Annotated in this window: 19 protein-coding genes; 10 read left to right on the top strand and 9 right to left on the bottom strand. The window is 67.3% G+C overall.

The window, feature by feature from the left end; translation table 11 throughout:
* Positions 1-38 precede the first annotated feature (38 nt).
* Positions 39-1,124 carry a 3-phosphoserine/phosphohydroxythreonine transaminase gene (serC, locus tag AC5P8Z_RS08735; RefSeq protein WP_495228787.1) on the bottom strand — a complete coding sequence of 362 codons (1,086 nt, stop codon included), beginning with the start codon at positions 1,122-1,124 and terminating at the stop codon, positions 39-41.
* 218 nt (positions 1,125-1,342) lie between these two features.
* The gene (locus AC5P8Z_RS08730) at positions 1,343-2,149 is read right to left on the bottom strand and encodes an FHA domain-containing protein (protein ID WP_286068932.1); all 807 of its coding nucleotides are present in this window, start codon (positions 2,147-2,149) and stop codon (positions 1,343-1,345) included.
* Between the two features lie 125 nt (positions 2,150-2,274).
* Here AC5P8Z_RS08730 and AC5P8Z_RS08725 point away from each other — a divergent pair, with 125 nt between their 5' ends.
* From AC5P8Z_RS08725 to AC5P8Z_RS08715, 3 genes are all read left to right on the top strand, one after another.
* Positions 2,275-2,550 carry a polyhydroxyalkanoic acid system family protein gene (locus AC5P8Z_RS08725; protein WP_005417302.1) on the top strand — a complete coding sequence of 92 codons (276 nt, stop codon included), beginning with the start codon at positions 2,275-2,277 and terminating at the stop codon, positions 2,548-2,550.
* An 80-nt stretch (positions 2,551-2,630) separates the two neighbouring features.
* Positions 2,631-3,122 carry a phasin family protein gene (locus tag AC5P8Z_RS08720; RefSeq protein WP_286068933.1) on the top strand — a complete coding sequence of 164 codons (492 nt, stop codon included), beginning with the start codon at positions 2,631-2,633 and terminating at the stop codon, positions 3,120-3,122.
* Between the two features lie 237 nt (positions 3,123-3,359).
* Positions 3,360-4,364 (top strand): restriction endonuclease, encoded by a 1,005-nt coding sequence (locus tag AC5P8Z_RS08715; protein WP_286068935.1) that lies wholly within the window; start codon positions 3,360-3,362, stop codon positions 4,362-4,364.
* A gap of 88 nt (positions 4,365-4,452) precedes the next feature.
* Here AC5P8Z_RS08715 and hutC read toward each other — a convergent pair whose 3' ends face one another.
* Both hutC and AC5P8Z_RS08705 read right to left on the bottom strand, forming a co-directional pair.
* Positions 4,453-5,181: a histidine utilization transcriptional repressor HutC gene (gene hutC / locus AC5P8Z_RS08710; protein WP_286068936.1), complete on the bottom strand. Its 729-nt coding sequence runs from the start codon at positions 5,179-5,181 to the stop codon at positions 4,453-4,455.
* A 28-nt stretch (positions 5,182-5,209) separates the two neighbouring features.
* Positions 5,210-6,580 (bottom strand): formimidoylglutamate deiminase, encoded by a 1,371-nt coding sequence (locus tag AC5P8Z_RS08705; RefSeq protein WP_495228786.1) that lies wholly within the window; start codon positions 6,578-6,580, stop codon positions 5,210-5,212.
* Between the two features lie 67 nt (positions 6,581-6,647).
* Between AC5P8Z_RS08705 and hutI the strand changes: the two genes are divergently transcribed.
* From hutI to AC5P8Z_RS08675, 6 genes are all read left to right on the top strand, one after another.
* The gene (gene hutI / locus AC5P8Z_RS08700) at positions 6,648-7,871 is read left to right on the top strand and encodes an imidazolonepropionase (RefSeq protein ID WP_286068940.1); all 1,224 of its coding nucleotides are present in this window, start codon (positions 6,648-6,650) and stop codon (positions 7,869-7,871) included.
* A complete protein-coding gene (gene hutH, locus AC5P8Z_RS08695; RefSeq protein ID WP_286068942.1) occupies positions 7,868-9,409 on the top strand; it encodes a histidine ammonia-lyase in 1,542 nt (513 codons plus the stop codon). The genes hutI and hutH overlap by 4 nt, the downstream gene beginning before the upstream one ends.
* On the top strand, positions 9,406-10,260 hold the full coding sequence (hutG, locus tag AC5P8Z_RS08690) for an N-formylglutamate deformylase (protein ID WP_495228785.1): 855 nt from the start codon (positions 9,406-9,408) through the stop codon (positions 10,258-10,260). Before hutH ends, hutG begins: the two co-directional genes overlap by 4 nt.
* Complete coding sequence (gene hutU / locus AC5P8Z_RS08685) at positions 10,257-11,924, top strand: urocanate hydratase (protein WP_495228784.1); 1,668 nt, start codon at positions 10,257-10,259, stop codon at positions 11,922-11,924. Before hutG ends, hutU begins: the two co-directional genes overlap by 4 nt.
* Positions 11,925-12,089: 165 nt before the next feature.
* Positions 12,090-13,526: a serine hydrolase domain-containing protein gene (locus tag AC5P8Z_RS08680; RefSeq protein WP_495228783.1), complete on the top strand. Its 1,437-nt coding sequence runs from the start codon at positions 12,090-12,092 to the stop codon at positions 13,524-13,526.
* A 193-nt stretch (positions 13,527-13,719) separates the two neighbouring features.
* Complete coding sequence (locus tag AC5P8Z_RS08675; RefSeq protein WP_495228782.1) at positions 13,720-15,831, top strand: TonB-dependent receptor family protein; 2,112 nt, start codon at positions 13,720-13,722, stop codon at positions 15,829-15,831.
* Positions 15,832-15,877: 46 nt separating this feature from the next.
* Here AC5P8Z_RS08675 and AC5P8Z_RS08670 read toward each other — a convergent pair whose 3' ends face one another.
* The 4 genes from AC5P8Z_RS08670 to AC5P8Z_RS08655 form a co-directional block, all read right to left on the bottom strand.
* Positions 15,878-16,396: a hypothetical protein gene (locus AC5P8Z_RS08670; protein WP_343229534.1), complete on the bottom strand. Its 519-nt coding sequence runs from the start codon at positions 16,394-16,396 to the stop codon at positions 15,878-15,880.
* A gap of 13 nt (positions 16,397-16,409) precedes the next feature.
* On the bottom strand, positions 16,410-16,571 hold the full coding sequence (locus tag AC5P8Z_RS08665) for a hypothetical protein (RefSeq protein ID WP_495228781.1): 162 nt from the start codon (positions 16,569-16,571) through the stop codon (positions 16,410-16,412).
* A 240-nt stretch (positions 16,572-16,811) separates the two neighbouring features.
* Entirely contained in the window at positions 16,812-17,657 is an 846-nt protein-coding gene (locus AC5P8Z_RS08660; protein WP_495228779.1) for an energy transducer TonB, read from the bottom strand.
* Between the two features lie 413 nt (positions 17,658-18,070).
* Complete coding sequence (locus tag AC5P8Z_RS08655) at positions 18,071-18,646, bottom strand: TetR/AcrR family transcriptional regulator (protein ID WP_495228778.1); 576 nt, start codon at positions 18,644-18,646, stop codon at positions 18,071-18,073.
* A 69-nt stretch (positions 18,647-18,715) separates the two neighbouring features.
* On the opposite strand from AC5P8Z_RS08655, the gene AC5P8Z_RS08650 reads away from it, so the two are divergent.
* Positions 18,716-19,261, top strand: coding sequence for a thioesterase family protein (locus tag AC5P8Z_RS08650; RefSeq protein ID WP_049458716.1), 546 nt, complete (start codon positions 18,716-18,718; stop codon positions 19,259-19,261).
* Between the two features lie 6 nt (positions 19,262-19,267).
* On the opposite strand, the gene AC5P8Z_RS08645 is transcribed toward AC5P8Z_RS08650, so the two are convergent.
* Positions 19,268-20,401, bottom strand: coding sequence for an agmatine deiminase family protein (locus AC5P8Z_RS08645; RefSeq protein WP_495228776.1), 1,134 nt, complete (start codon positions 20,399-20,401; stop codon positions 19,268-19,270).
* Positions 20,402-20,505 lie beyond the last annotated feature (104 nt).

Here is a 20,505-nt window from a genome sequence, read left to right as displayed (position 1 = left end):
TGCGGGGCACGCACCCGACGGTGCGCGCCGTTCATTGCTCAACCGTGACGCTGCTGGAAATCGGCCATGAAGGCGACCAGCGCCTCGGCCCCGGCCAGCGGCATGGCGTTGTACAGCGAGGCCCGGATGCCCCCGACCACCTTGTGGCCCTTCAGCGCGAGCAGGCCTGCGGCCTTGGCTTCGGCAACGAAGCGCACGTCAAGTTCGGCATCGGGCAGGAAGAACGGGATGTTCATCCGCGAACGGGCCGCATGTGCGACCTCATTGCGGTAGAAGCCGCCGGAGCCGTCGATGGCGCCGTACACCAGTGCGGCCTTGGCGGCGTTGCGCTTGGCGAACTCGGTCACGCCGCCTTCGGCCAGCATCCACTTGAACACCAGGCCGGCCAGGTACCAGTTCCAGGTCGGCGGGGTGTTGAGCATTGAATCGCGGGCGACGTGCGAGCGGTAATCGAAGATGTCCGCGCGCGGCTGGCCACTGCGCTCGAGCAGGTCGCGGCGGATGATCATCACCGCGATGCCGACCGGGCCGAGGTTCTTCTGCGCGCCGGCATAGATCACGCCGTAGCGGCGCACGTCCAGCGGCTCGCTGGCGATGGACGAGCTGAAATCGGCAATCAGCGGGACGTTGCCGGTGTCGGGCACATCACGGAACTCGACGCCGTGGATGGTCTCGTTCGCGGTGATGTGCACATAAGCCGCATCGGCCGAAAGCTGCCAGTCCGCGCGCGGCGGCAGCGTGCGGTAGCCATCGGCCTCGCTGCTGGCGGCGATGTTGACGTCCACGTAGACCCCGGCCTGCTTGACCGCGGTCTTGCCCCAGTGGCCACTGACCACGTAGTCGGCACGTTGGCCGGGGGCAGCGAAGTTGAGCGGGATCAACGCCTGCTGGGTGGTCGCACCACCGGACAGGAACAGCACCGCATAGTCGTCGGGGATGTCGAGCAGGCGCCGCAGATCGGCTTCCGCCTCGGCAGCCACGGACATGAATTCCGCGCCGCGATGGCTCATTTCCACAATGGAGGCACCGGAACCGTGCCAGTCCAGCATTTCCGCCTGCGCCTGACGCAGGACCGATTCCGGCAAGGTTGCAGGGCCGGCACTGAAGTTGAACGCGCGCGTCATGTCACACCTGTGGGGCAAGACCCCTAGTATGCCGCAGTGCACCAGCCTTGCGGCCTTGTGGCGCAAGGGAAATTTGGTTTCATTGGAATCCATTGGCCCGCAGCATCGCACTGGTAGCCGCCGACCTTGGTCGGCGTACGCCGTCAGGCGTCATGCCAAGCGGAGGAGCGTGCCGACCAAGGTCGGCACCCACCAGAGTGGACCCGGCGGATGCGGGGTCAGCGCGCGCCGAACCAGAGCAGCAGACTGAGCAGCGCGGCCAGCAGCAGCGCACTGACCAGCAGCCACGGCCAGCGCCGGACCCTGCGCGGTGTCACCGGCAGCGCCGGCGCCTGTTCCGCGTCCTGGCTGGACTCATCCTCGGCCGGCAGCGGCCGCCGGCGCGGGTCGTGCGGCACTTCCAGCACAAACCGGTGCTGGCCATCGAACACCACCTGGTCGCCGGCCTGCAGCCAGCAGTGGCGCACGGCCACGCCGTTGACCCGGGTGCCGTCGGCACTGCCGAGGTCGCGCAGCAGCACACGATCACCGTGCACTTCCACGCGGGCGTGCTGTTCGGCGAAGGCCGGATCGTCAATGGCGATGTCGGCCTCATTGCCGCGACCGACCAGGCGGGCGCGCGACAGGGTGAAACTGCGGCCATGATGCAGGCCGCCGACACCACGCAGCAGACGCTGCTGCTCATCGTTGCCGTCGTCGTTCTTCGGTGCGGGCGCTTGCAGCAGGCTTTCCACCTCACCCTGCAGGACCATTTCCACGCCGTCCACATACACCGCATCGCCCGCACGCAGCAGGGCCATGCGGCGCACCGGGCGACCATTCACGTGGATGCCACGGATACCGTTGCCGACCTGCAGCCACAGACCGCGATCGTCCATGCAGAACTGCGCCAGCAGCAGGGCGCCGTGGCCGGCGTCGCCGAGCCGCACACTGCCGTTGGCCTGGCGCACGATGCGTTGCACCCCGGGCCGCAGCGGCTGGTCGGGCTGTTGTTGTTGACTGAAGTGAACAAGCAGGTTCTGCACGCGGCGCAGCCTAGCAGGTTGGCCGCCAACGAAGAAGAACCTGCGATGAGTGCTTGGCGCGACGGCCCTCGATGCGCACAATGCTCGCCCTCATAGATCATCCCCGCCCTGCGCCAGGAGCCCGCATGTCCACCATCGATGTCCGCCACGCCCACGCCCTGCCCGACGCACAGGCACGCGCCGCGATCGAACAGGTTGCCGCCAAGCTGTCCGAGCGCTTCGGCCTGAAGTCGTCCTGGACCGCCGACGTACTGAACTTCTCCGGCAGCGGCGTGGATGGCGCGATCGAACTGCAGCCAGGCGCCGTGCGCGTGACCGCCAAGCTGGGCTTCCTGCTGTCGGCGATGAAAGGCATGGTCGAAGGCGAGATCCAGCGCGTGCTGAAGGAAAAGCTGGGCTGAACCCCGGCGGCGGCCGTCACGGCCGTGCAACGCCAACGCGCGCTACTCTCGGGCCGGACCCAACTCCCACGGGAAGTGCGATGAACCAGTACGAAAACGATGACCGCCGCAACGACGACGCCTCGTTCGGTGACCAGGCCGAGCGCTTCTCGCGCAAGCTCAGTGACTCGGCCCAGCAGGTCTGGCTGGCCGGCCTGGGGGCCTTGGGCCGGGCCCAGGCCGAAGGCAGCCGATTCTTTGATGGCCTGGTGAAAGAAGGCGAAGCCTGGGAGGCCCGCCGCCGTGAACGCAACAGCGAACAGGGCCCGGGGTGGCGCGACAACGTGGAAACCTCGCTGGATGAGGCCCGCGAAAAGGCCTCCGGTACCTGGAACAAGGTCGAAAAAGCCTTCGATGACCAGGTGCAGGGCGTGCTCAAGCGCCTGCACGTGCCCACTGCCGATGAAGTGACCGCGCTGGAAGCCCGCATCGATGCGCTGCATGCCCGTCTGGCCAAGCTGGAAAACCGTGCCGCCTCGGGCACCGATGCCCCCGCGCCGGGCAGCCATCAGTCGCCCGGCAGCGTGCCCTGAACGCAGATTGTTGCAATGCAATAAATTTTGATTGAGAATCGCGAGCAACCCGCCAATCGCTTCGGCTGCCGTTTGTTCCCTCCCCTCACGGCTTCAGGATTGGCGGGTTTTTCGTGCCCGCGGTATGCCGATCTGGGCGTTCCATCACGCTTCCTGTCAGGAACGCCCTGACCCAGCGGGACAGTGCGGCCTTTACACTGTCGTCTTCCGCATTCGCCCCTTCCGCGCACCTCCTGCATGCTCCCCTGGATCCTGGCCCTGCTGTCGGCCCTGCTTACCTGTTCCCTGGCCGTTGTCTATCTCTGGTGGATCAAGCGGCGACAGAAGGAGATGCAACTGGGCCTGCAGGCACTGGCCGGCATGCACTGGCGCGAGTTCTCCGTGCTGATCAAACGCATGCTGCGCGAACAGCGCGGCCTGCGTGAACTGAACGACCCGTCCGAGGAGTCACGCGAACCGAGCAGCGACTTCCTGCTCAGCGATGGCCCCAACCAGTGGCTGGTGTCGTGCAAGCACGGCCTGGCCTATCGCATCGGCACTGCGGCAGTGAACGAGCTGGGGGCCGCGGCGCGTCTGGCCGGCGCCAAGGGCGGCGTGCTGCTGACCGAAGGCCGGATGGAGCGTGACGGCCTCAGCGCTGCCGAGAAGCAGGCGGTTGAAGTTCTCGATGGACCGCGTCTGTGGCCGCTGCTGCAGCCCTATCTGCCGGGCGATATCGAGGCCCGCGTGCGCAGCAGCGCCCGGCACGAGGCGCAGCGCCGCATCGCCATCGCCGCCCTGGGCTCAGTGACGCTGGGCCTGCTGGTGGGCCTCGGCCTGCAGGGCCTGCATGTGGAAGATGCCGCGCCCGTTGCCGCAGCACCGGAGATGGCGACGCCTTCGCCCGCGCCCGCGGCCAAACCCGCTCACGTCGCGGCAGTGCTCCCGGCCGTCCCTGCACCCGTGGCTGCCGTCGCCCCAGCGACCGACGCGCGCAACAACCCCGATCCGGATGCAACCACGCTGGAGCGCTTCCAGTCGGACCTGGCCCGCGCGCTGGCTGGCAAACCCGGCATTGCCAGTGGTGTCTGGCTGACCCGCCAGACCCTGGCGATCAATCGCACCGGCGAACTGGAAGCGGTGTGGCCCCAGGTCTGCGAGGAAGTACTGCGCTACCCGTCCCTGCGCAACGTGCGCATCCAGCTCAATGCCCGCCCCGGCGTGAACGAGCCGGTGCGCTGGCGGCAGTGCGCCACATACTGATCGGGGCAGCATCCGCGCACGACGTGGATCTACTGAATCCCGATGCGCGAACCCCGTGGTTGATCCACGCCATGCGTGGAGGGAATCCCTATCGCGCGCCCGGCGCGAAGCGCGCCACCAGGTCCCAGGCGTCCCCCAGGAACACCTGCCGCACGCGGGTGATCGGCTGTTCACCGCGCCAGGTCAGGCGCTCGATCACCAGGCAGGCGGTGCCCGGCTTCACCTCCAGCAGCTTGGCCGAGGCGGTGTCTGCGCCCCAGGCGCTGATGCGGTGCTGGGCGCGGGTCCACGACACGTTCTGCAGCAGCCAGCTGCCCGGCGCGGTGGTGCTGAAATCAATGTCCAGCACCTCGGGCACGCCGACGGGGCTGATCAGGCGATGCTCCAGTGCCAGCGGGCGGCCATCGGCCAGGTGCAGGCAGCGCATCGCCAGCAGCTCCTGCTCGCCGGCCAGCTCCACCTCGCCGGCATTGCCCACTTCAGCCAGACGCAGCTCGCGCTGCAGCAGGCGGTAGCCGTACTGATGGCCGCGCGAGCCGACTTCCATCGCGATGTCCGGAATTTCCAGCGCCACCTGCTCCAGGTGTGGCGGCTGCCGCGCCACGAACGAACCCGCGCGGCGGCGGCGCTCGATCATGCCGCTCTCGGCCAGTGCGGTCAGCACCTTGTTCACCGTCATCCGCGAGCAGCCGTACTGTTCCATCAGCTCGTGCTCGTACGGAATACGAAAGCCCGGCGCCCATTCTCCGCTGAGGATGCGGCTTTCCAGGTCGCTGCGGATACGCTGGTTGAGCGTGGCGGACTTGCTGGCCTTCACGTAATGGGATCTCTGTGGCGGGAGGCGATCAGCCCAGCACGCCCTTCAGGGCGGTGGCGAAGGCGGTGGTGATCGCCTCGCGCTGCAGGTGGCGGCCGTCGGCCACGCACTGGCGGCCATGGCGCCAGACCGATCGCAGCGCGCCATTACGTGCGGCGAACACCCAGCTGTCAAGCCATGCGTCATCCTGTCGCGCCTGCAGCGCCGGATGCGTGGCGTCCAGCTCGACCAGGTCGGCACTGGCACCGACCTGCAGGCCAGCGGCTACGCCCAGGGCCTGCGCACCTCCGTGCAGTGCGCCTTCAAACAGGAAACGACCGGTACTACGGGTGGCATCCGGGGCCAGCACGTTGCGCCCGCGCACGGTCAGCCGCTGGCCGTATTCGAGCAGGCGCAGTTCTTCGGCGGCATCGATCAACACGTTGGAATCGGAACCGACGCCGAAGCGCCCGCCCTCGCGCGCGAAGGCCTGCATCGGGAACAGGCCGTCACCCAGGTTGGCTTCGGTGATCGGGCACAGGCCGGCCACGGCGCGGCTGGCCACGATGGCCGCACGTTCGTCGTCAGTGATGTGGGTGGCATGCACCAGGCACCAGCGGTCATCCACCGGCGCGTGGTCGTACAGCCACTGCACCGGGCGCTGGCTACTCCACGCCAGGCAGGCCTCCACCTCGCGCACCTGCTCGGCGATATGGATATGCACCGGGCCGTCGGTCAGCGGCAGCAGCGCGCTCAGTTCCGCGCCGGTGACCGCGCGCAGGCTGTGCGGGGCAATGCCGAGTACCGCGTCGGGCAACGCGGCCAACGACGGCTTCGCCGCGTCCAGCAGCTGGGCGAAGCCCTCCACATCGTGGATCAGGCGCCGCTGCGCCGGATTCGGCGGTGCGCCACCAAAATCAGCGTGCGCATAGAACACCGGCAGCAGGGTCAGGCCGATACCGGCCTGGTCGGCGGCGGCGGCAATCCGTGCGCTCATCTCGGCGCGATTGGCATAGGCGCGGCCGTCGGCATCGTGGTGCAGGTAGTGGAACTCGCCGACGCGGGTGAAGCCGCTTTCCAGCATTTCCATGTAGGCCTGGGCGGCGATGGCCTGCACCGCGTCCGGGCGTAGATGGGCCAGGAAGCGGTACATCAGTTCGCGCCAGCTCCAGAAGCTGTCACCGTCGCCACCGCCGATCTCGGTCAGGCCGGCCATGCCGCGCTGGAACGCGTGGCTGTGCAGGTTGGGCAGGCCCGGCACCAGGATGCCGACGCGGGTGTCACCGTCCTGCGCGCCCTGCCCCATGCTGATCGCTGTGATGCGGCCGTCCTGGACCTGCAGCCGAACATCGCTGGCCCAGCCCTGGGCCAGCAAGGCGTGGGTGGCATGGAAACTGAGCTGGGAACGCGAATCGGACATGGCTGGACAACCCGAAATGGACGCCTATATTGTATAGACATATAAGCACAGCCGCGTTGTGGATGCCATGCACGTCGATACCCTCTGGTCCAACGTCCACCTGATCACCCTTGATGGCGAGGGGTTGGGTGTCATCCGCGACGGCGTACTGGCCTGCGCCGACGGCCGCATCGTCCACGTCGGGGCCGCCGGCAGCGATGCCCATCTGCAGCCAACCACCCGCATCGACGGCGAAGGCCGCTGGATGTCGCCGGGCCTGATCGACTGCCACACCCACCTGGTGTACGCCGGTAACCGCGCCAACGAATTCGAGCAACGCCTGCAGGGCGTCAGCTATGCCGACATCGCCCGTGCCGGCGGCGGCATCGTCTCCACCGTGCGCGCCACCCGCGCTGCCACGTCCGGGCAGCTGGCCAGCGAGAGCCGGCCACGCCTGCTGGCGATGCGCGCCGAAGGCGTGACCACGATCGAAATCAAGTCCGGCTACGGCCTGACCCTGGACGACGAGCGCAAGCAGCTGCAGGTCGCACGTGCACTGGGCCAGGAATGCCGGGTCAACGTGGTGACCACCTTTCTCGGCGCGCACGCAATCCCGCCGGGCCGCGAGGCACAGGAGTACACCGACGAGGTGTGCAGCGTGATGATTCCGGCCATCGCTGCCGAAGGCCTGGCCGAAGCGGTGGACGTGTTCTGCGAGAACATCGCCTTTTCGCCCGCGCAGGCACGGCAGGTCTTCGAAGCGGCGCGTGCGCACGGGCTGGCGGTGAAGATCCATGCCGAGCAGCTGAGCAACCAGCACGGCGCCGAACTGGCCGCCGGTTTCGGCGCGCTGTCGGCCGACCATATCGAACATCTGGACGACGCCGGCATTGCCGCGATGGCCGCTGCCGGCACCGTCGCCGTGCTGCTGCCGGGCGCCTTCTATTTCACCCGCGATACCACCCTGCCGCCGGTGGCCGCATTGCGCGCGGCCGGGGTGCCGCTGGCACTGGCTACCGACAGCAACCCGGGCACTTCGCCGCTGACCAGCCCGCTGCTGGCGATGAACATGGGCGCCACCCTGTTCCGCCTGACCGTGGACGAGTGCATCGCCGGCTTCACCCGTGAAGCGGCGCGCGCGCTGGGCCATGGCGAGCGCATCGGCCGCCTCGCCGTCGGCATGGACTGCGACCTGGCGATCTGGGACATCGACGCCCCCGCCGATCTGGTCTATCGCATGGGATTCAACCCGCTGCACGCGCGCGTGGTGCGCGGGCAGCCCGACCTGCCTGCCTCCTGGAGCAACACATGAGCAACACCCTGGTTCTTCGCCCCGGCCATGTCACTCTCGCCCAGTGGCGGCAGGTCTATCGCGGCGTGCCGCTTGCGCTGGACCCGGCCGCGCTGCCGGTGGTGCGCGCCAGCGCTGCGGCGGTGGCCGCCATCGTCGCCAAGGGCGCGCCGGTGTATGGCATCAACACCGGCTTCGGCAAGCTGGCCAGCGTGCGCATCGAGCGCGAGGACCTGGCCACCCTGCAGCGCAATATCGTGCTCTCGCACGCCGCCGGCGTGGGCGAGCCGATGCCGGCCAGTGTGGTGCGGCTGATGATGGCACTGAAGCTGGTCAGCCTGGCGCAGGGTGCGTCCGGCATCCGCGAGGAAACGCTGCTGCTGCTGGAAGCGATGCTGGTCAAGGGCGTGCTGCCGGTGGTGCCGGCGCAGGGCTCGGTGGGTGCTTCCGGCGATCTGGCACCGCTTTCGCACCTGGCCAGCGTGATGCTGGGCGTGGGCGAAGCCTGCATTGGTGACGAACGCCTGCCCGCAACCGACGCACTGGCGCGTGCCGGGCTGCAGCCGATCGAACTGGGCGCGAAGGAAGGCCTGGCGCTGCTCAACGGCACCCAGTTCTCCACCGCCTATGCGCTGGCCGGCCTGTTCGACATCGAAACCGTGTTCCAGGCGGCACTGGTCACCGGCGCGTTGTCGGTGGAAGCGGCCAAGGGTTCGGACACGCCGTTCGATCCACGCATCCATGCCATCCGTGGCCAGCGCGGGCAGATCGCCACCGCCGCCACGCTCCGCACGCTGATGCAGGGCTCAGGCATCCGCGAATCGCACCGCGACAACGACGTGCGCGTGCAGGACCCGTACTGCCTGCGCTGCCAGCCGCAGGTGATGGGCGCGGCGCTGGATATCCTGCGCCAGGCCGCGACCACGCTGGAAATCGAAGCCAACGGCGTGTCCGACAATCCGCTGGTGTTCACCGATACCGGCGAAGCGCTGTCCGGCGGCAACTTCCACGCCGAGCCGGTAGCCTTCGCCGCCGACATGCTGGCGATGGCGGTGTGCGAGATCGGCTCGATCAGCGAGCGCCGCCTGGCGATGCTGGTGGACCCGGCGCTGTCCGGCCTGCCGGCGTTCCTGACCCCGCGCCCGGGCCTGAATTCCGGCTTCATGATTCCGCAGGTGACCGCTGCGGCGCTGGTTTCGGAAAACAAGCAGCGCGCCTACCCGGCCAGCGTCGATTCGATCCCAACCTCGGCCAACCAGGAAGACCACGTGTCGATGGCCGCGCACGGCGCACGCCGCCTGATGCAGATGGCCGAGAACGCCGCCAACGTGATCGGCATCGAGCTGCTGGCCGCCGCGCAGGGTTGCGACTTCCACGCCCCGCTGCGCTCCAGCGCCGCGCTGGAGAACGTGCGTGCCACCCTGCGTGCACAGGTACCGACGCTGGAAGAGGACCGCTACTTCCACCCGGACATGGTGACCGCCACGAACCTGGTGCGCAGCGGTGCGCTGGCGCAGGGCCTTGCCGATCTGTTGCCGACTGTGGAACCACAGGCATGAAGACCCATCCCGAATGGCTGACGGTGCACGAAGGCGATGCCCCGTTGATCGTCAGCTTCCCGCATACCGGCAGCGAGCTGCCGCACGACCTGATCGGCGACTACCACTCGCCGTGGCTGGCGCGCCGCGACGCCGACTGGTGGGTGCACGAGCTGTACGACTTCGTGCGCGGCATGGGCGCGACCACGGTGCGTTCGGCGATCTCGCGTTCGGTGATCGACCTCAACCGTGACCCCAGCGGGGTCTCGCTGTATCCGGGCCAGAACACCACCGGCCTGTGCCCGCTGACCACCTTCGACAACCAGCCGCTGTACCACGCCGGGCGCGAACCGGATGACGCCGAGATCGCCCGCCGCCGCGACACGTATTTCCTGCCCTACCACGATGCGCTGGCAGCGCAGATCACCCGTCTGCGTGCACGCCACGGCACCGTGGTGGTGTACGACGCGCACTCGATCCGCTCGCATATCCCGCACCTGTTCGACGGCGAGCTGCCGCAGTTCAACCTGGGCACTGCTGGTCCGTCCGGCGCACCGGACACGTCCTGCGACAACGCCCTGAGCGACGTGGTGGAAAACCTGCTGAAAATCAGTGGCATGAGCCACGTGCGCAACGGCCGCTTCAAGGGTGGCTGGATCACCCGCCACTACAGCAACGTCGCCGGTGGTGTGCACAGCCTGCAGATGGAGCTGGCCTGCCGCGGCTACATGCACGAGCCACTGCCCGACCAAGTGGACGAGCACAGCTGGCCCACCCCGCTCGACCCCGACCACGCCGCACCGCTGCGCAACACCCTGGCGCAGGTGCTCAATGCCTGCCTTGAATTCGCTACGAACCGGAGCGCCGCATGACCCGCAACGACCCGTCCCGCACCATCGCCGCGCCGACCGGCACCACGCTGAACGCCAAGAGCTGGCTGACCGAAGCGCCGCTGCGCATGCTGATGAACAACCTGCACCCGGATGTGGCCGAGCGGCCGCAGGAACTGGTGGTGTACGGCGGCATCGGCCGCGCCGCGCGTGACTGGGAGAGCTTCGATGCGATCGTCGAAACGCTCAAGCGCCTGGACGACGACCAGACCCTGCTGGTGCAGTCGGGCAAGCCGGTGGGCGTGTTCCGCACCCATGCCGATGCACCGCGCGTGCTGATCGCCAATTCCAACCTGGTACCGCGCTGGGCCAACTGGGACCACTTCAACGAGCTGGACAAGAAGGGCCTGGCCATGTACGGCCAGATGACCGCCGGCAGCTGGATCTACATCGGCGCGCAGGGCATCGTGCAGGGCACCTACGAGACCTTCGTGGAGATGGGGCGCCAGCATTTCGGTGGCGACCTGACCGGCAAGTGGCTGTTCACCGGTGGCCTCGGTGGCATGGGCGGCGCACAGCCGCTGGCCGCGGTGATGGCCGGCGCTTCCTGCCTGGCCGTCGAGTGCCGCAAGAGCAGCATCGACATGCGCCTGCGCACCGGCTACCTGGACACCTGGACTGACAACCTGGATGAAGCGCTGCGCCTGATCGACGAGTCGTGCAAGTCCGGCACCCCGAAGTCGGTGGGCCTGCTGGGCAACGTGGCTGACGTGCTGGCCGAGCTGCTGGAACGCGGCATCAAGCCGGACCTGCTGACCGACCAGACCTCGGCGCACGATCCGGTGAACGGCTACCTGCCGCAGGGCTGGACGGTCGAGCAGTGGGACGAGAAGCGCGTTTCCGCACCGAAGGACGTGGAAAAGGCCGCGCGCGCCTCGATGGCCAACCACATCCGCGCCATGCTCGGCTTCCACGCACTGGGCGTGCCCACCGTGGATTACGGCAACAACCTGCGGCAGATGGCGCTGGAAGAAGGCGTAGAAAACGCGTTCGACTTCCCCGGTTTCGTGCCGGCCTACATCCGCCCGCTGTTCTGCCGTGGTATCGGTCCCTTCCGTTGGGCGGCGCTGAGCGGCGACCCGGAAGACATCGCCAAGACGGATGCCAAGGTGAAGGAGCTGATTCCGGACAACCCGCACCTGCACCGCTGGCTGGACATGGCCGCCGAGAAGATCAAGTTCCAGGGCCTGCCGGCGCGCATCTGCTGGGTCGGCCTGGGTGATCGCGATCGTCTGGGCCTGGCCTTCAACGAGATGGTCGCCAACGGTGAACTGAAGGCACCGGTGGTAATCGGCCGCGACCATCTGGACAGCGGCAGCGTCGCCTCGCCGAACCGCGAAACCGAGGCGATGGCCGATGGCTCCGATGCGGTCTCCGACTGGCCGTTGCTGAATGCCCTGCTCAACACCGCCAGCGGCGCGACCTGGGTGTCGCTGCACCACGGTGGCGGCGTCGGCATGGGCTTCTCGCAGCACGCCGGCATGGTGATCGTGTGCGATGGCACCGAAGCAGCGGCGAAGCGGATTGGCCGCGTACTGTGGAACGACCCGGCCACCGGCGTGATGCGCCATGCCGATGCGGGCTATGAGATCGCGATTGAGTGCGCGAAGGAGAAGGGGCTGGATCTGCCGGGGATTCTCGGCTGATCGCAGGGGGGCCGGCCAGCGGCCGGCACTACCGCAAGGCACCTGTAGAGCCGAGCCATGCTCGGCTCACTACTTCCAGGGCCGCGACGCCTGACCGGAAAGCAGCCGAGCATGGGCTCGGCTCTACATGCCAAGATGCGCCATCACCGCTGACCGATCACTGCGATGCATCGCGCTCTTGCCGTTGCACTTTACTGCTTCCTGATGGCCACCCAGCCCGTTTCGGCGCGCAGTGCTCCCGATAACCTCTCTCCACAGCTCGACACCCAACTGCAGGCCAATCGCGAGCGCTACGGCATTGCCGGGCAAGCGGTGCTGGTCGGGCACAACCGACAAGTGCTGTACCAGGGCGCCAGCGGCGAACGTGATCCCGCTACCCACGCGCCGGCGACCGTCGATTCCATTTTCACTGCGCAGTCGATGGCCAAGCTGCTGACCAGCACGCTGGTGATGCAGTTGGTGGATCAAGGCAAGGTGGACCTGGATGCACCGGCCAGCCGTTATGTACCGGACCTGCCGGCTGCCTGGCGGACGATCCCGGTGCGCGACTTCCTCAACCACAGTTCGGGCATCGGCGAGTACTACGAGCGGGTCGACAACCGTTGGATCAGCAAGGGCTACAGTGGCGTCGCGCCGGATCTTGCGGCAGCGCTGAAGGTCGCCGCGGCCGCGCCGATGCGGTTCGCCACCGGCAACCGCGTGCAGTACACCCAGGCCAACTACCTGGTGCTGACGGCTCTGCTGGAAGCGCACTATCGCAAGCCCTACCCGGCCATCGCGCGCGAACGCATCCTGCAGCCGCTGAAGATGGCCAGCACCTCCTGGGGCGTGGCCAGCGTGCCGACGCAGCGTGCGGCAGTTCCTTACATCGGCAAGGACGGCCAACTGCAGCCCGCCAATGAAGACCCGTGGCCGAGATACGGTTGGGGCCATGCCGACCTGCAGACCACCGTGGGCGACATGAACCGCTTCCTGCAGGCACTGGCGACCGGCAAGCTGCTGCGTACAGCCACGCTGGAAAAGCTCTGGCAGCCACAGACGCTGAGCGGCGGCGGCAGAAATTTTTTCTCCACCGGCTGGGACACCACGCGCAGCGACGGCTACACCCAGGTCGGCCATGATGGCGGCACCCGCGTGCGTGCGCGGCTGGCCTACAAGGGCACGCTGGCCAGCGGCTACTGGGTGTTCGTGTATCTGACCAGCGGCAGTGCGCGCAATGTGTGGTCGAGCACGTTGGTGGAAAGCACGATGGCGGTGGCCGCATCGGAGGAGTTTCCGCATGCGGTGTTGTCCGAACGCTTGATTGCCTATGCGCTGGATGATGATGCAGGCGCTGCACCGGCCCTGCGCACGTGGTTGCGTGACAGCAGCGGCATTGCGACCGATGAACTGGAGCGTGCGATCAATGCCGATGGCTATGCCATCCGCGAGAGCCTGGGTGCACGCAGGGCATTGAAGGTGTTCACGCTCAACACCGAGCTGTCTCCGCAATCGGCCAACGTCTGGGACAGCCTGGCCGAATGCCATGCCGCGCTGGGCGATGCAGAGATTGCCAAAGCGCTGTACGCGAAGGCCAAGGCGCTGGCGAAGCCTTCGCCGTAAACCCTGCTGTAGAGCCGAGCCCATGCTCGGCTGCTGTTCGTGGCGATCGCAGAGAACCCGCGCTGCGCGCGATAGCCGAGCATGGGCTCGGCTCTACAGGGCCACCACAGGTGGCCATACGCAGATGGAGGGTGACGTGGGGGCCATCGTCCTGTTAACTTGCGCGACACTTCCGTGGTTTACAGAATTCCGCATGTCGCTCCTGTCTCACCGCCCTACCCCGTCCCTGCTGTTCCTGGCTGTTTCCTTCAGCCTGGCTTCCACCGCCGTCGCCGCACCGCAGGCCACCACCCTTGATGCCGTACGGGTCACCGCTGCCGCCGATGCCAGTGCCCAGGCGCGCGAGGCGCTGAAGCGCGTTCCCGGTGCCAGCAACGTCATCGAGGTCGCCAAGGCCGACAGCCGCCTGTCCAGCAGCGCCGATGTGCTGGGCTTGCAGCCGGGCATCAGCGCGCAGTCGCCCGGCAACGAGGGCACCAAGGTCTCGATCCGTGGCTCGGGCATCAACCGGGGGCCGGGCGCGCATGCCTCGGGAATTGCGGTGTCGATCGACGGCCTGCCCCTGACCGGCCCGGGTGGCACGCCTTACGAACTGCTGGAACCCCTGTGGCTGTCGCGCGTGGAAGTCCTGCGCGGCGCCAACGGCTTCGAACGCGGCGCGCTGGCCCTCGGCGGCGCCATCGACTACGTCAGCCGCAGCGGTCGTGATTCGGCGGGCGTGCAGCTGCACTACGAGGCCGGCAGCCGTGGCTACCAGAAACGCGGCATCAGCTGGGGCGGCGTCAGTGGCGATGTCGATTACTTCCTGGCCTACACCGATACCCAGTTCGATGGCTATCAGCGCCATGCGCGCGGCGACGGCAAGGGCGCGATGGCCAACATCGGCTGGCAGATCACGCCCGACCTGCAGACGCGCTTCTTCGTGCGCTACCGCGAGACCAATCACGAAACACCCGGTCGCCTGACCCGCGACCAGATCCGCAATGACCCGCACGCGGCGAACGCGGCCAACCTGGCCATCGATGCGCGCCGCCCGCAGCCGGGCAGCACCTGGGTGGGCAATGTCACCACGCTGCAGATCGATGAGGATTCCTCGCTGCAGGCCGGGCTGGTCTACCACACCTACCCGATGGACTTGAACGAGAGCCTGTACCGGCAGCAGCTGGACTACGCCAACCTCAACGCCACGCTGGACTACAGTCATCGCCACCGGCTGTTCGGCCTGGACAGCGAGACTACGGTCGGCCTGCGCGTCACCCACGACCTGGACGCCGACGTGCGCGAGTCGCTGCGCTTTGCCAGCAACGGCTATGCCGCCGGTACGCGCACGCGTGACTTCCGCCACCACGGCACCGACAGCACGCTGCACGTCAGCAACACCCTCACCTTCAATGACCGACTGCGCATGCAGACCGGGTTGGCACTGATCAACACCCGCCGCGACGTACAGGTGACCTGGCCAAGCAGCGGTGGCCGCCTGCGTGACCACGACTGGGATTACGCGCCGCGCCTGGGCTTCACCTGGCAGCACAGTGCGCAGACGCAGTGGTTCGGCAACCTCAGCCGTTCGGTGGAGGCGCCGCACCCGTGGTCGATGATCTGGGGCTCGAACCAGTACTTCGGGCCGGGCAATGGCCCGTCTACAGGCCGCCAGCGCGCGCCGGTACCGATGCAGAACCAGACCGCCACCACGCTGGAACTGGGTGCGCGCGGCGACGCTGCGCTCGGTCGCTGGGAACTGACCGGCTACTACGCACATGTGAACCACGAACTGCTGAGCGTGGAACTGCAGCCGGTACCGAACCTGTTCATCGCAGAGAACAACGCCAGCCCCACCGTGCACCGTGGCATCGAAGCCGGATTGGACAGCACGCTGTGGCAGGCCACGCCGGGGCGCCTGTCGTTGCGCCAGGCGTACGCCTTCAGCGATTTCCGTTACCGCCACGACGCGCGCTTCGGCAGCAACCGCCTGCCCGGCCTGCCGCGCCACAGCTATCAGGCCGAGCTGCGCTTCGATCATGCCTCCGGCCTGTACGCCGCGCTGAACACCGAATACGCCTCGCGTATCGCAGTGGACTACGCCAACAGCTACTGGGCCGACAGCCACGTGATCTTCGGCAGCCGCATCGGCTACGACGCACCCGGTGGCCGCTGGCAGGCGTGGGCGGAGATGCGCAACATCGGCAACCGCCACTACGCGGCCACGGTCGCGCCGGGCTACGACGACGCCGGCAAGGATGTCGCGCGCTCGACGCCGGGCGAAGGCCGTGGCGTCTATGCAGGCGTGCGCTGGCGCTTTGACTGATTACCGCAGGCGGCGCCGGATGTGAGCCGGCGCCGTCGTTCCAGGGTCAGCCGATACGCCAGGCCGGCAGACGTTCGCTACGCTTCCAGATGGAGGGCGCGAAACCCATCAACACCAGCGCCGCCAGCCACTTCGGCGAGGTAGTGAGCAGTGTCGAGGTGAGCGAGCCATCGACGGGGGCGGCCATTTCCTGCCACGGGTTGTAGCCCAGGTAGACGACACTGCCAGCCCACCACAGCAACGCCGCACCGACACCCACCAGCAGCAGGGACAGCGTGCGGCAGGTCCAGCGCTGCGACGTGGTGCCCCATTCCCGCGACGCCGCGAGCAGCAGGCCCACCACCAGCAGCGACACCAGCGCAACCAGACCGATATCGACCTTGTGCCCGATACGCTCATAGCTGCAGGCGCGGCATTGCGCCTCCTCCGCAGCGGTGGCGGCTTCGGCGGTATCGGCCTGTCCGGCTGCGGGCTGCGCCACTGCTGCAAACGGCATCAGTACCGCCAGCAGCGTCACCATGATCCAACGAAACAACGTCCTGTTCCTGCGTGCAGCGACATCCATGCGCTCTTCCTCGTCAGTGGTTGTACGTCCAGGGCCGCAGCATGCGGCCGTCCCATACGCCGCCCAGACCCCGTTCCGGCGGGTCGGCCATCCAGCGTCCTTGTTCGCGATGCAGTACGACAAGCTCCCGGTAGACGAAATGATCGAAACACGTATCCCAGGCGACCGCGATCATAGCCCATTGCCCATCGGCGCTGAAAACGGGCCGGGTCAGATAGGCGACGAGGTCGTACGTCCGAGTCGGCCCATGCACCGTTGCCCCGCCCCCCTGCTATCGCCTGCTGCCACCTCGGGCGCAGGCGGCATATCCCGGCCATGAGAGCCAAAGCCGAAAGGGCCGCCGCCAACGATGCAATGCGTCGCCAGGCGATCCGTTGTTGGCAGTCACGGTCTGGCTTGAACGAGGTATCTGTCATCACGACTCCGCCAACGCAGGCCACAGGCCGTGTCCAAAGCCCATAGGGCGGACAGGCTCCACTCGAATGCGCTCCCATCCGCCATTCCTGCGGTGCAGAAGATAGATCAGGCGCATCGACATTCCTCCATTGCACAGATCCGAGGCGACCGATGCCATTGCCCAGTTCCCGTCCAGGCTGAACACAGGACGCTGCAGATAGACAACGCCCAGATCGGGATTGCCCGGGCCACCCGTGCATCCCTCGATACCGCGCGCCCGCCGTTGCTGAAGCTCGTCCCACGTCATCCGCTGCGCCCGCACGTGTGCAAGCTCAAACGCGAGGTCGGGTACCCGTACAGCCCGGCGGTTCACAACCTGCAGCATCGACTCCAGCTGCTGCTGCAGTTGAAAGGACGCCGCACTGTCTTCATCGCGCCACTCGACGACGCTGTGACGAACCTGGCAGACCGAAGCAGGATCTCCTTCACCGCAGGTAGGCGCAGTCCATTCCATCACGGCAAATGGCATGTCGGGCTCCCAGCCGCGCGGCTCGAAGTGTGCTGGCTCGACGTCTTCCAGCGGCACCGCCGCGGTCGCGAACCCACTATTACCGGTCAGCATCGGGGAGGAGACTGCCTTGATTGGAGTCGGTGGTACGGGCGGATGTCCTGGTGGTGTCGGTCGCAGGTCGATGAGCTCTGCCATCACTTCGGCCTGCATCTGTGCAGTTCCCAGGTTGATCGGCGGCGGGCCGACATCCTGCCGCCACTGCGGGCGCACGCTGGCCATCAGCGCTGCGACTGCAACCATCGATAGAACGACCGTTGTGGCCAGGACGCGTTTCCGTGCAGTGCGCTGTCGCATGAAGATCCTGGAAAAGTGAAGTACAGGGGAAATCGCCCGGAACTGCAGTACCACCAGGTCAGCATTACCGCCATTGGGCAGCGCAGGCGCCGGTCAACGCGACGATCATGGCCACCTGCGTGCGTGGCCAGCCGCACGCATGACCTCGCTGCCATGATGTTTCGGCAACGTCAATGCACTGGCGGGAAAGCCGCGCGAATGCCTCATGTCGCCGCCAGTAGGCGGGAGGCATCGCGGCCATGGACCTCGGGAACCTGATGCTGCATGCGGACGTCCTTGCCGGGCACGCGTAGGTGGTGATGGGCGGATTCTAGCGTGATGGGGCGGCACGTCCAGAGGGCGTGCAACATCGTTCAACCGGCATCCTCCAGACCCCATCCATGCGTGGCGTGGATCTACCGGATACGGCCGGATCAAGGCCGCGCTACGGCCTTCAGCAACTGCGCTGCGACCTGGTCGAACGGGGCGATGTCCTGCAGTGCGCGGCACATCGCCACGGCGCCTTCCACGCTGGCGATCACCAGGCTGGCCAGTCCATCCGCCGCCTCAGGTTCGTGGCCGTCGGCAATGAAGGCAGCGGCCAGATGCCACCGCCAGCGCGCGAACACTTCGGCAGCAGCAACACGTGGCTGGCTGGGCACGGCTTCCACCGGCTCTTCGACTGCCGCGGCCAGCACCGGGCAGCCTGCGCGAAAGTCGGAACGCAGCAGGCGCTCGCGCCACATCGCCAGGAACTGCTGCAGACCCTGCGCCGCTCCTTCCTTCAGCAACTCCACCAGCAGCGCCTCCACCTTGTCGCCGGCCATGTAGATGGCGCGCGCGAGCAGTTCCTGCTTGCCGCCCGGGAAATGGTGATAGGTCGAGCCCAGCGGTGCCTCGGCCAGCTTGGTCACCTCACGGATGCTGGTGGCATTGAGGCCCACCCGCGCCAGCATCTGTGCTGCGGCATCAATCACCCGTTGCGGGGCATCAGAGGGTCGTGGGCTCACGGGGGGCGCCTTGCTAAGACAGTCGTCATAGATTAGCGTACCGGCCGCTCTATAACAGTCGTCATAGCCATGAATCTCTGGTTCCGCCTGCTCCACCTGCTGCTGTGCAGCCTGTTCCGGCCGAAGCTGGATGCCCCATTCGGGGTTTCGCGGCTGCAGTTCCGGGTACTGCCCAACGACCTGGACAGCAACCTGCACATGACCAACGGCCGCTACTGGAACATCTTCGACCTGGGCCGGCTGGACCTGATCCTGCGCATGGGCCTGGGCCGGGTGGCACTGCGCGAGAAGTGGGCTCCGATCGTCGGTGCCGGCACCATCCAGTTCCGTCGCGAGCTGAAGCCGTTCCAGCGCTTCACCCTGGAAACGCGCCTGGTGGGCTGGGTCGGCTCGCGCGGCATCATGGAGCAGCGCGTGCTGATCGGCGCCGAGCAGAAGATCGCCACGCGCGCGCTGCTGGTCACCGGCATCTACGACCGCCGCGCACGCCAGTTCCTGGGCATGCCGAAGATGATGGAAGCCATCGGCGTGGTCGCCCCGCCCTCGCCGCCACTCAGTGCTGCCGCCGAAGCGTTGCTGGCGGCCGATGCCGCGTTGAAGCAGGACGACGCCTGAGACGCGTCACCCGACCTTCGGCATGTTCTTGGTCACGCAATGGATGCCACCGCCGCCGCCGGCAATCGCGTCGATGTCCACCTGCTCGATGTCCCGGCCGGGGTACAGCTCTTCCAGCAGTTCGCAGCAATAGCGATCGGCAGCATCGTCGCCGAACTGCGGCGCGACCACCGCACCGTTGATCGGCAGGTAGTTGATGTAGCCCATCGCCAGGTCATCGTTGTCGCGGGTATGCACGTTGTCTCGCCCGTCCCGCGGCGGCGACAGCGTGTGCACCTGCAGGCGGCGGCCATCGGCATCGGTGGCCCCGCGCAGGATGTCCAGGTGCTCGCGGGTCAGCTCGTAGTCGTAGGACTCCGGATCGTTGTCCAGGTTGGCGATCACCACGCCCGGCCGCACGAAGCGCGCATAGAAATCCACGTGCGCATCGGTGATGTCCTCGCCGGCGATACCGGGCAGCCAGATCACCTTGCGCAGGCCAAGGTGATGCTTCAGTTCTTCCTCGATCTCCGCGCGCGTCCAGCCGGGATTGCGGTTGCGGTTCACCCAGCAGCTTTCGGTGAGGATGGCCGTGCCATGGCCATCGACTTCGATGCCGCCGCCCTCGCCCACCAGATCGCTTTCCAGCAGCGTGGCACCGGTCACCTGCGCCAGCCATGGCGCCACCGCGCCATCGTTGCGTGCGCTCTGCTTGCCACCCCAGCCGTTGAAGTTGAAGTCGACCAGGCCCAGCCCGCCCTTGCCGTCGGTGACGAAACAACCGCCGTAATCGCGCACCCAGATGTCATCCAGCGGCACCTCGAGGAACTCGATGTTGTCGCGGCCGCAGCGATCCTGCGCCAGCTTCCGCTGCGCCGGGCGGCACAGCACGCTGACCGGCTGGTAGCGGGCGATGGTGCGGGCCAGGCGGGCCACGGCGGTGTTCACCGCGTCGGCCTGCGCACCCCAGACCCGCGGTTGCGCGGCAAGGGCCAGGAAGACGCGCTCCTGTGGACCGTGCTCGTCCGGCATGCGCCAGGTGCCCGCGCTCGGTCCGGCCGCAGCGACGCGACCCGGCAGCCCTGCCAGGCCGAGGGCGGCCAAGCCACCAAGACCAGCGGCGCCAGCCAGTTGGGTGAGGAAGTGACGACGGCTGTTCATGACGGGCTCCAGGGCCGGTGTGGAATGGGCACCATGCTGCGCTTGCCCAGACATAAGAACAAACGATAGATTCAGCCATCAATTGAACAGTTTTACTTATCTTG

It is taken from the genome of Stenotrophomonas sp. YJH_SMC_17 (assembly GCF_059371655.1).
Note: the sequence above shows the minus strand (reverse complement) of the source record. Positions and strands in the feature narration are given on the sequence as shown.

Coding starts and splice junctions, on each gene's coding strand:
- serC (WP_495228787.1), bottom strand. CDS start 1,124: ATGACGCGCGCGTTCAACTTCAGTGCCGGCCCTGCAACCTTGCCGGAA.
- AC5P8Z_RS08725 (WP_005417302.1), top strand. CDS start 2,275: ATGTCCACCATCGATGTCCGCCACGCCCACGCCCTGCCCGACGCACAG.
- AC5P8Z_RS08720 (WP_286068933.1), top strand. CDS start 2,631: ATGAACCAGTACGAAAACGATGACCGCCGCAACGACGACGCCTCGTTC.
- AC5P8Z_RS08715 (WP_286068935.1), top strand. CDS start 3,360: ATGCTCCCCTGGATCCTGGCCCTGCTGTCGGCCCTGCTTACCTGTTCC.
- AC5P8Z_RS08705 (WP_495228786.1), bottom strand. CDS start 6,580: ATGTCCGATTCGCGTTCCCAGCTCAGTTTCCATGCCACCCACGCCTTG.
- hutI (WP_286068940.1), top strand. CDS start 6,648: ATGCACGTCGATACCCTCTGGTCCAACGTCCACCTGATCACCCTTGAT.
- hutH (WP_286068942.1), top strand. CDS start 7,868: ATGAGCAACACCCTGGTTCTTCGCCCCGGCCATGTCACTCTCGCCCAG.
- hutG (WP_495228785.1), top strand. CDS start 9,406: ATGAAGACCCATCCCGAATGGCTGACGGTGCACGAAGGCGATGCCCCG.
- hutU (WP_495228784.1), top strand. CDS start 10,257: ATGACCCGCAACGACCCGTCCCGCACCATCGCCGCGCCGACCGGCACC.
- AC5P8Z_RS08680 (WP_495228783.1), top strand. CDS start 12,090: ATGCATCGCGCTCTTGCCGTTGCACTTTACTGCTTCCTGATGGCCACC.
- AC5P8Z_RS08675 (WP_495228782.1), top strand. CDS start 13,720: ATGTCGCTCCTGTCTCACCGCCCTACCCCGTCCCTGCTGTTCCTGGCT.
- AC5P8Z_RS08670 (WP_343229534.1), bottom strand. CDS start 16,396: ATGGATGTCGCTGCACGCAGGAACAGGACGTTGTTTCGTTGGATCATG.
- AC5P8Z_RS08665 (WP_495228781.1), bottom strand. CDS start 16,571: ATGATCGCGGTCGCCTGGGATACGTGTTTCGATCATTTCGTCTACCGG.
- AC5P8Z_RS08660 (WP_495228779.1), bottom strand. CDS start 17,657: ATGCGACAGCGCACTGCACGGAAACGCGTCCTGGCCACAACGGTCGTT.
- AC5P8Z_RS08650 (WP_049458716.1), top strand. CDS start 18,716: ATGAATCTCTGGTTCCGCCTGCTCCACCTGCTGCTGTGCAGCCTGTTC.
- AC5P8Z_RS08645 (WP_495228776.1), bottom strand. CDS start 20,401: ATGAACAGCCGTCGTCACTTCCTCACCCAACTGGCTGGCGCCGCTGGT.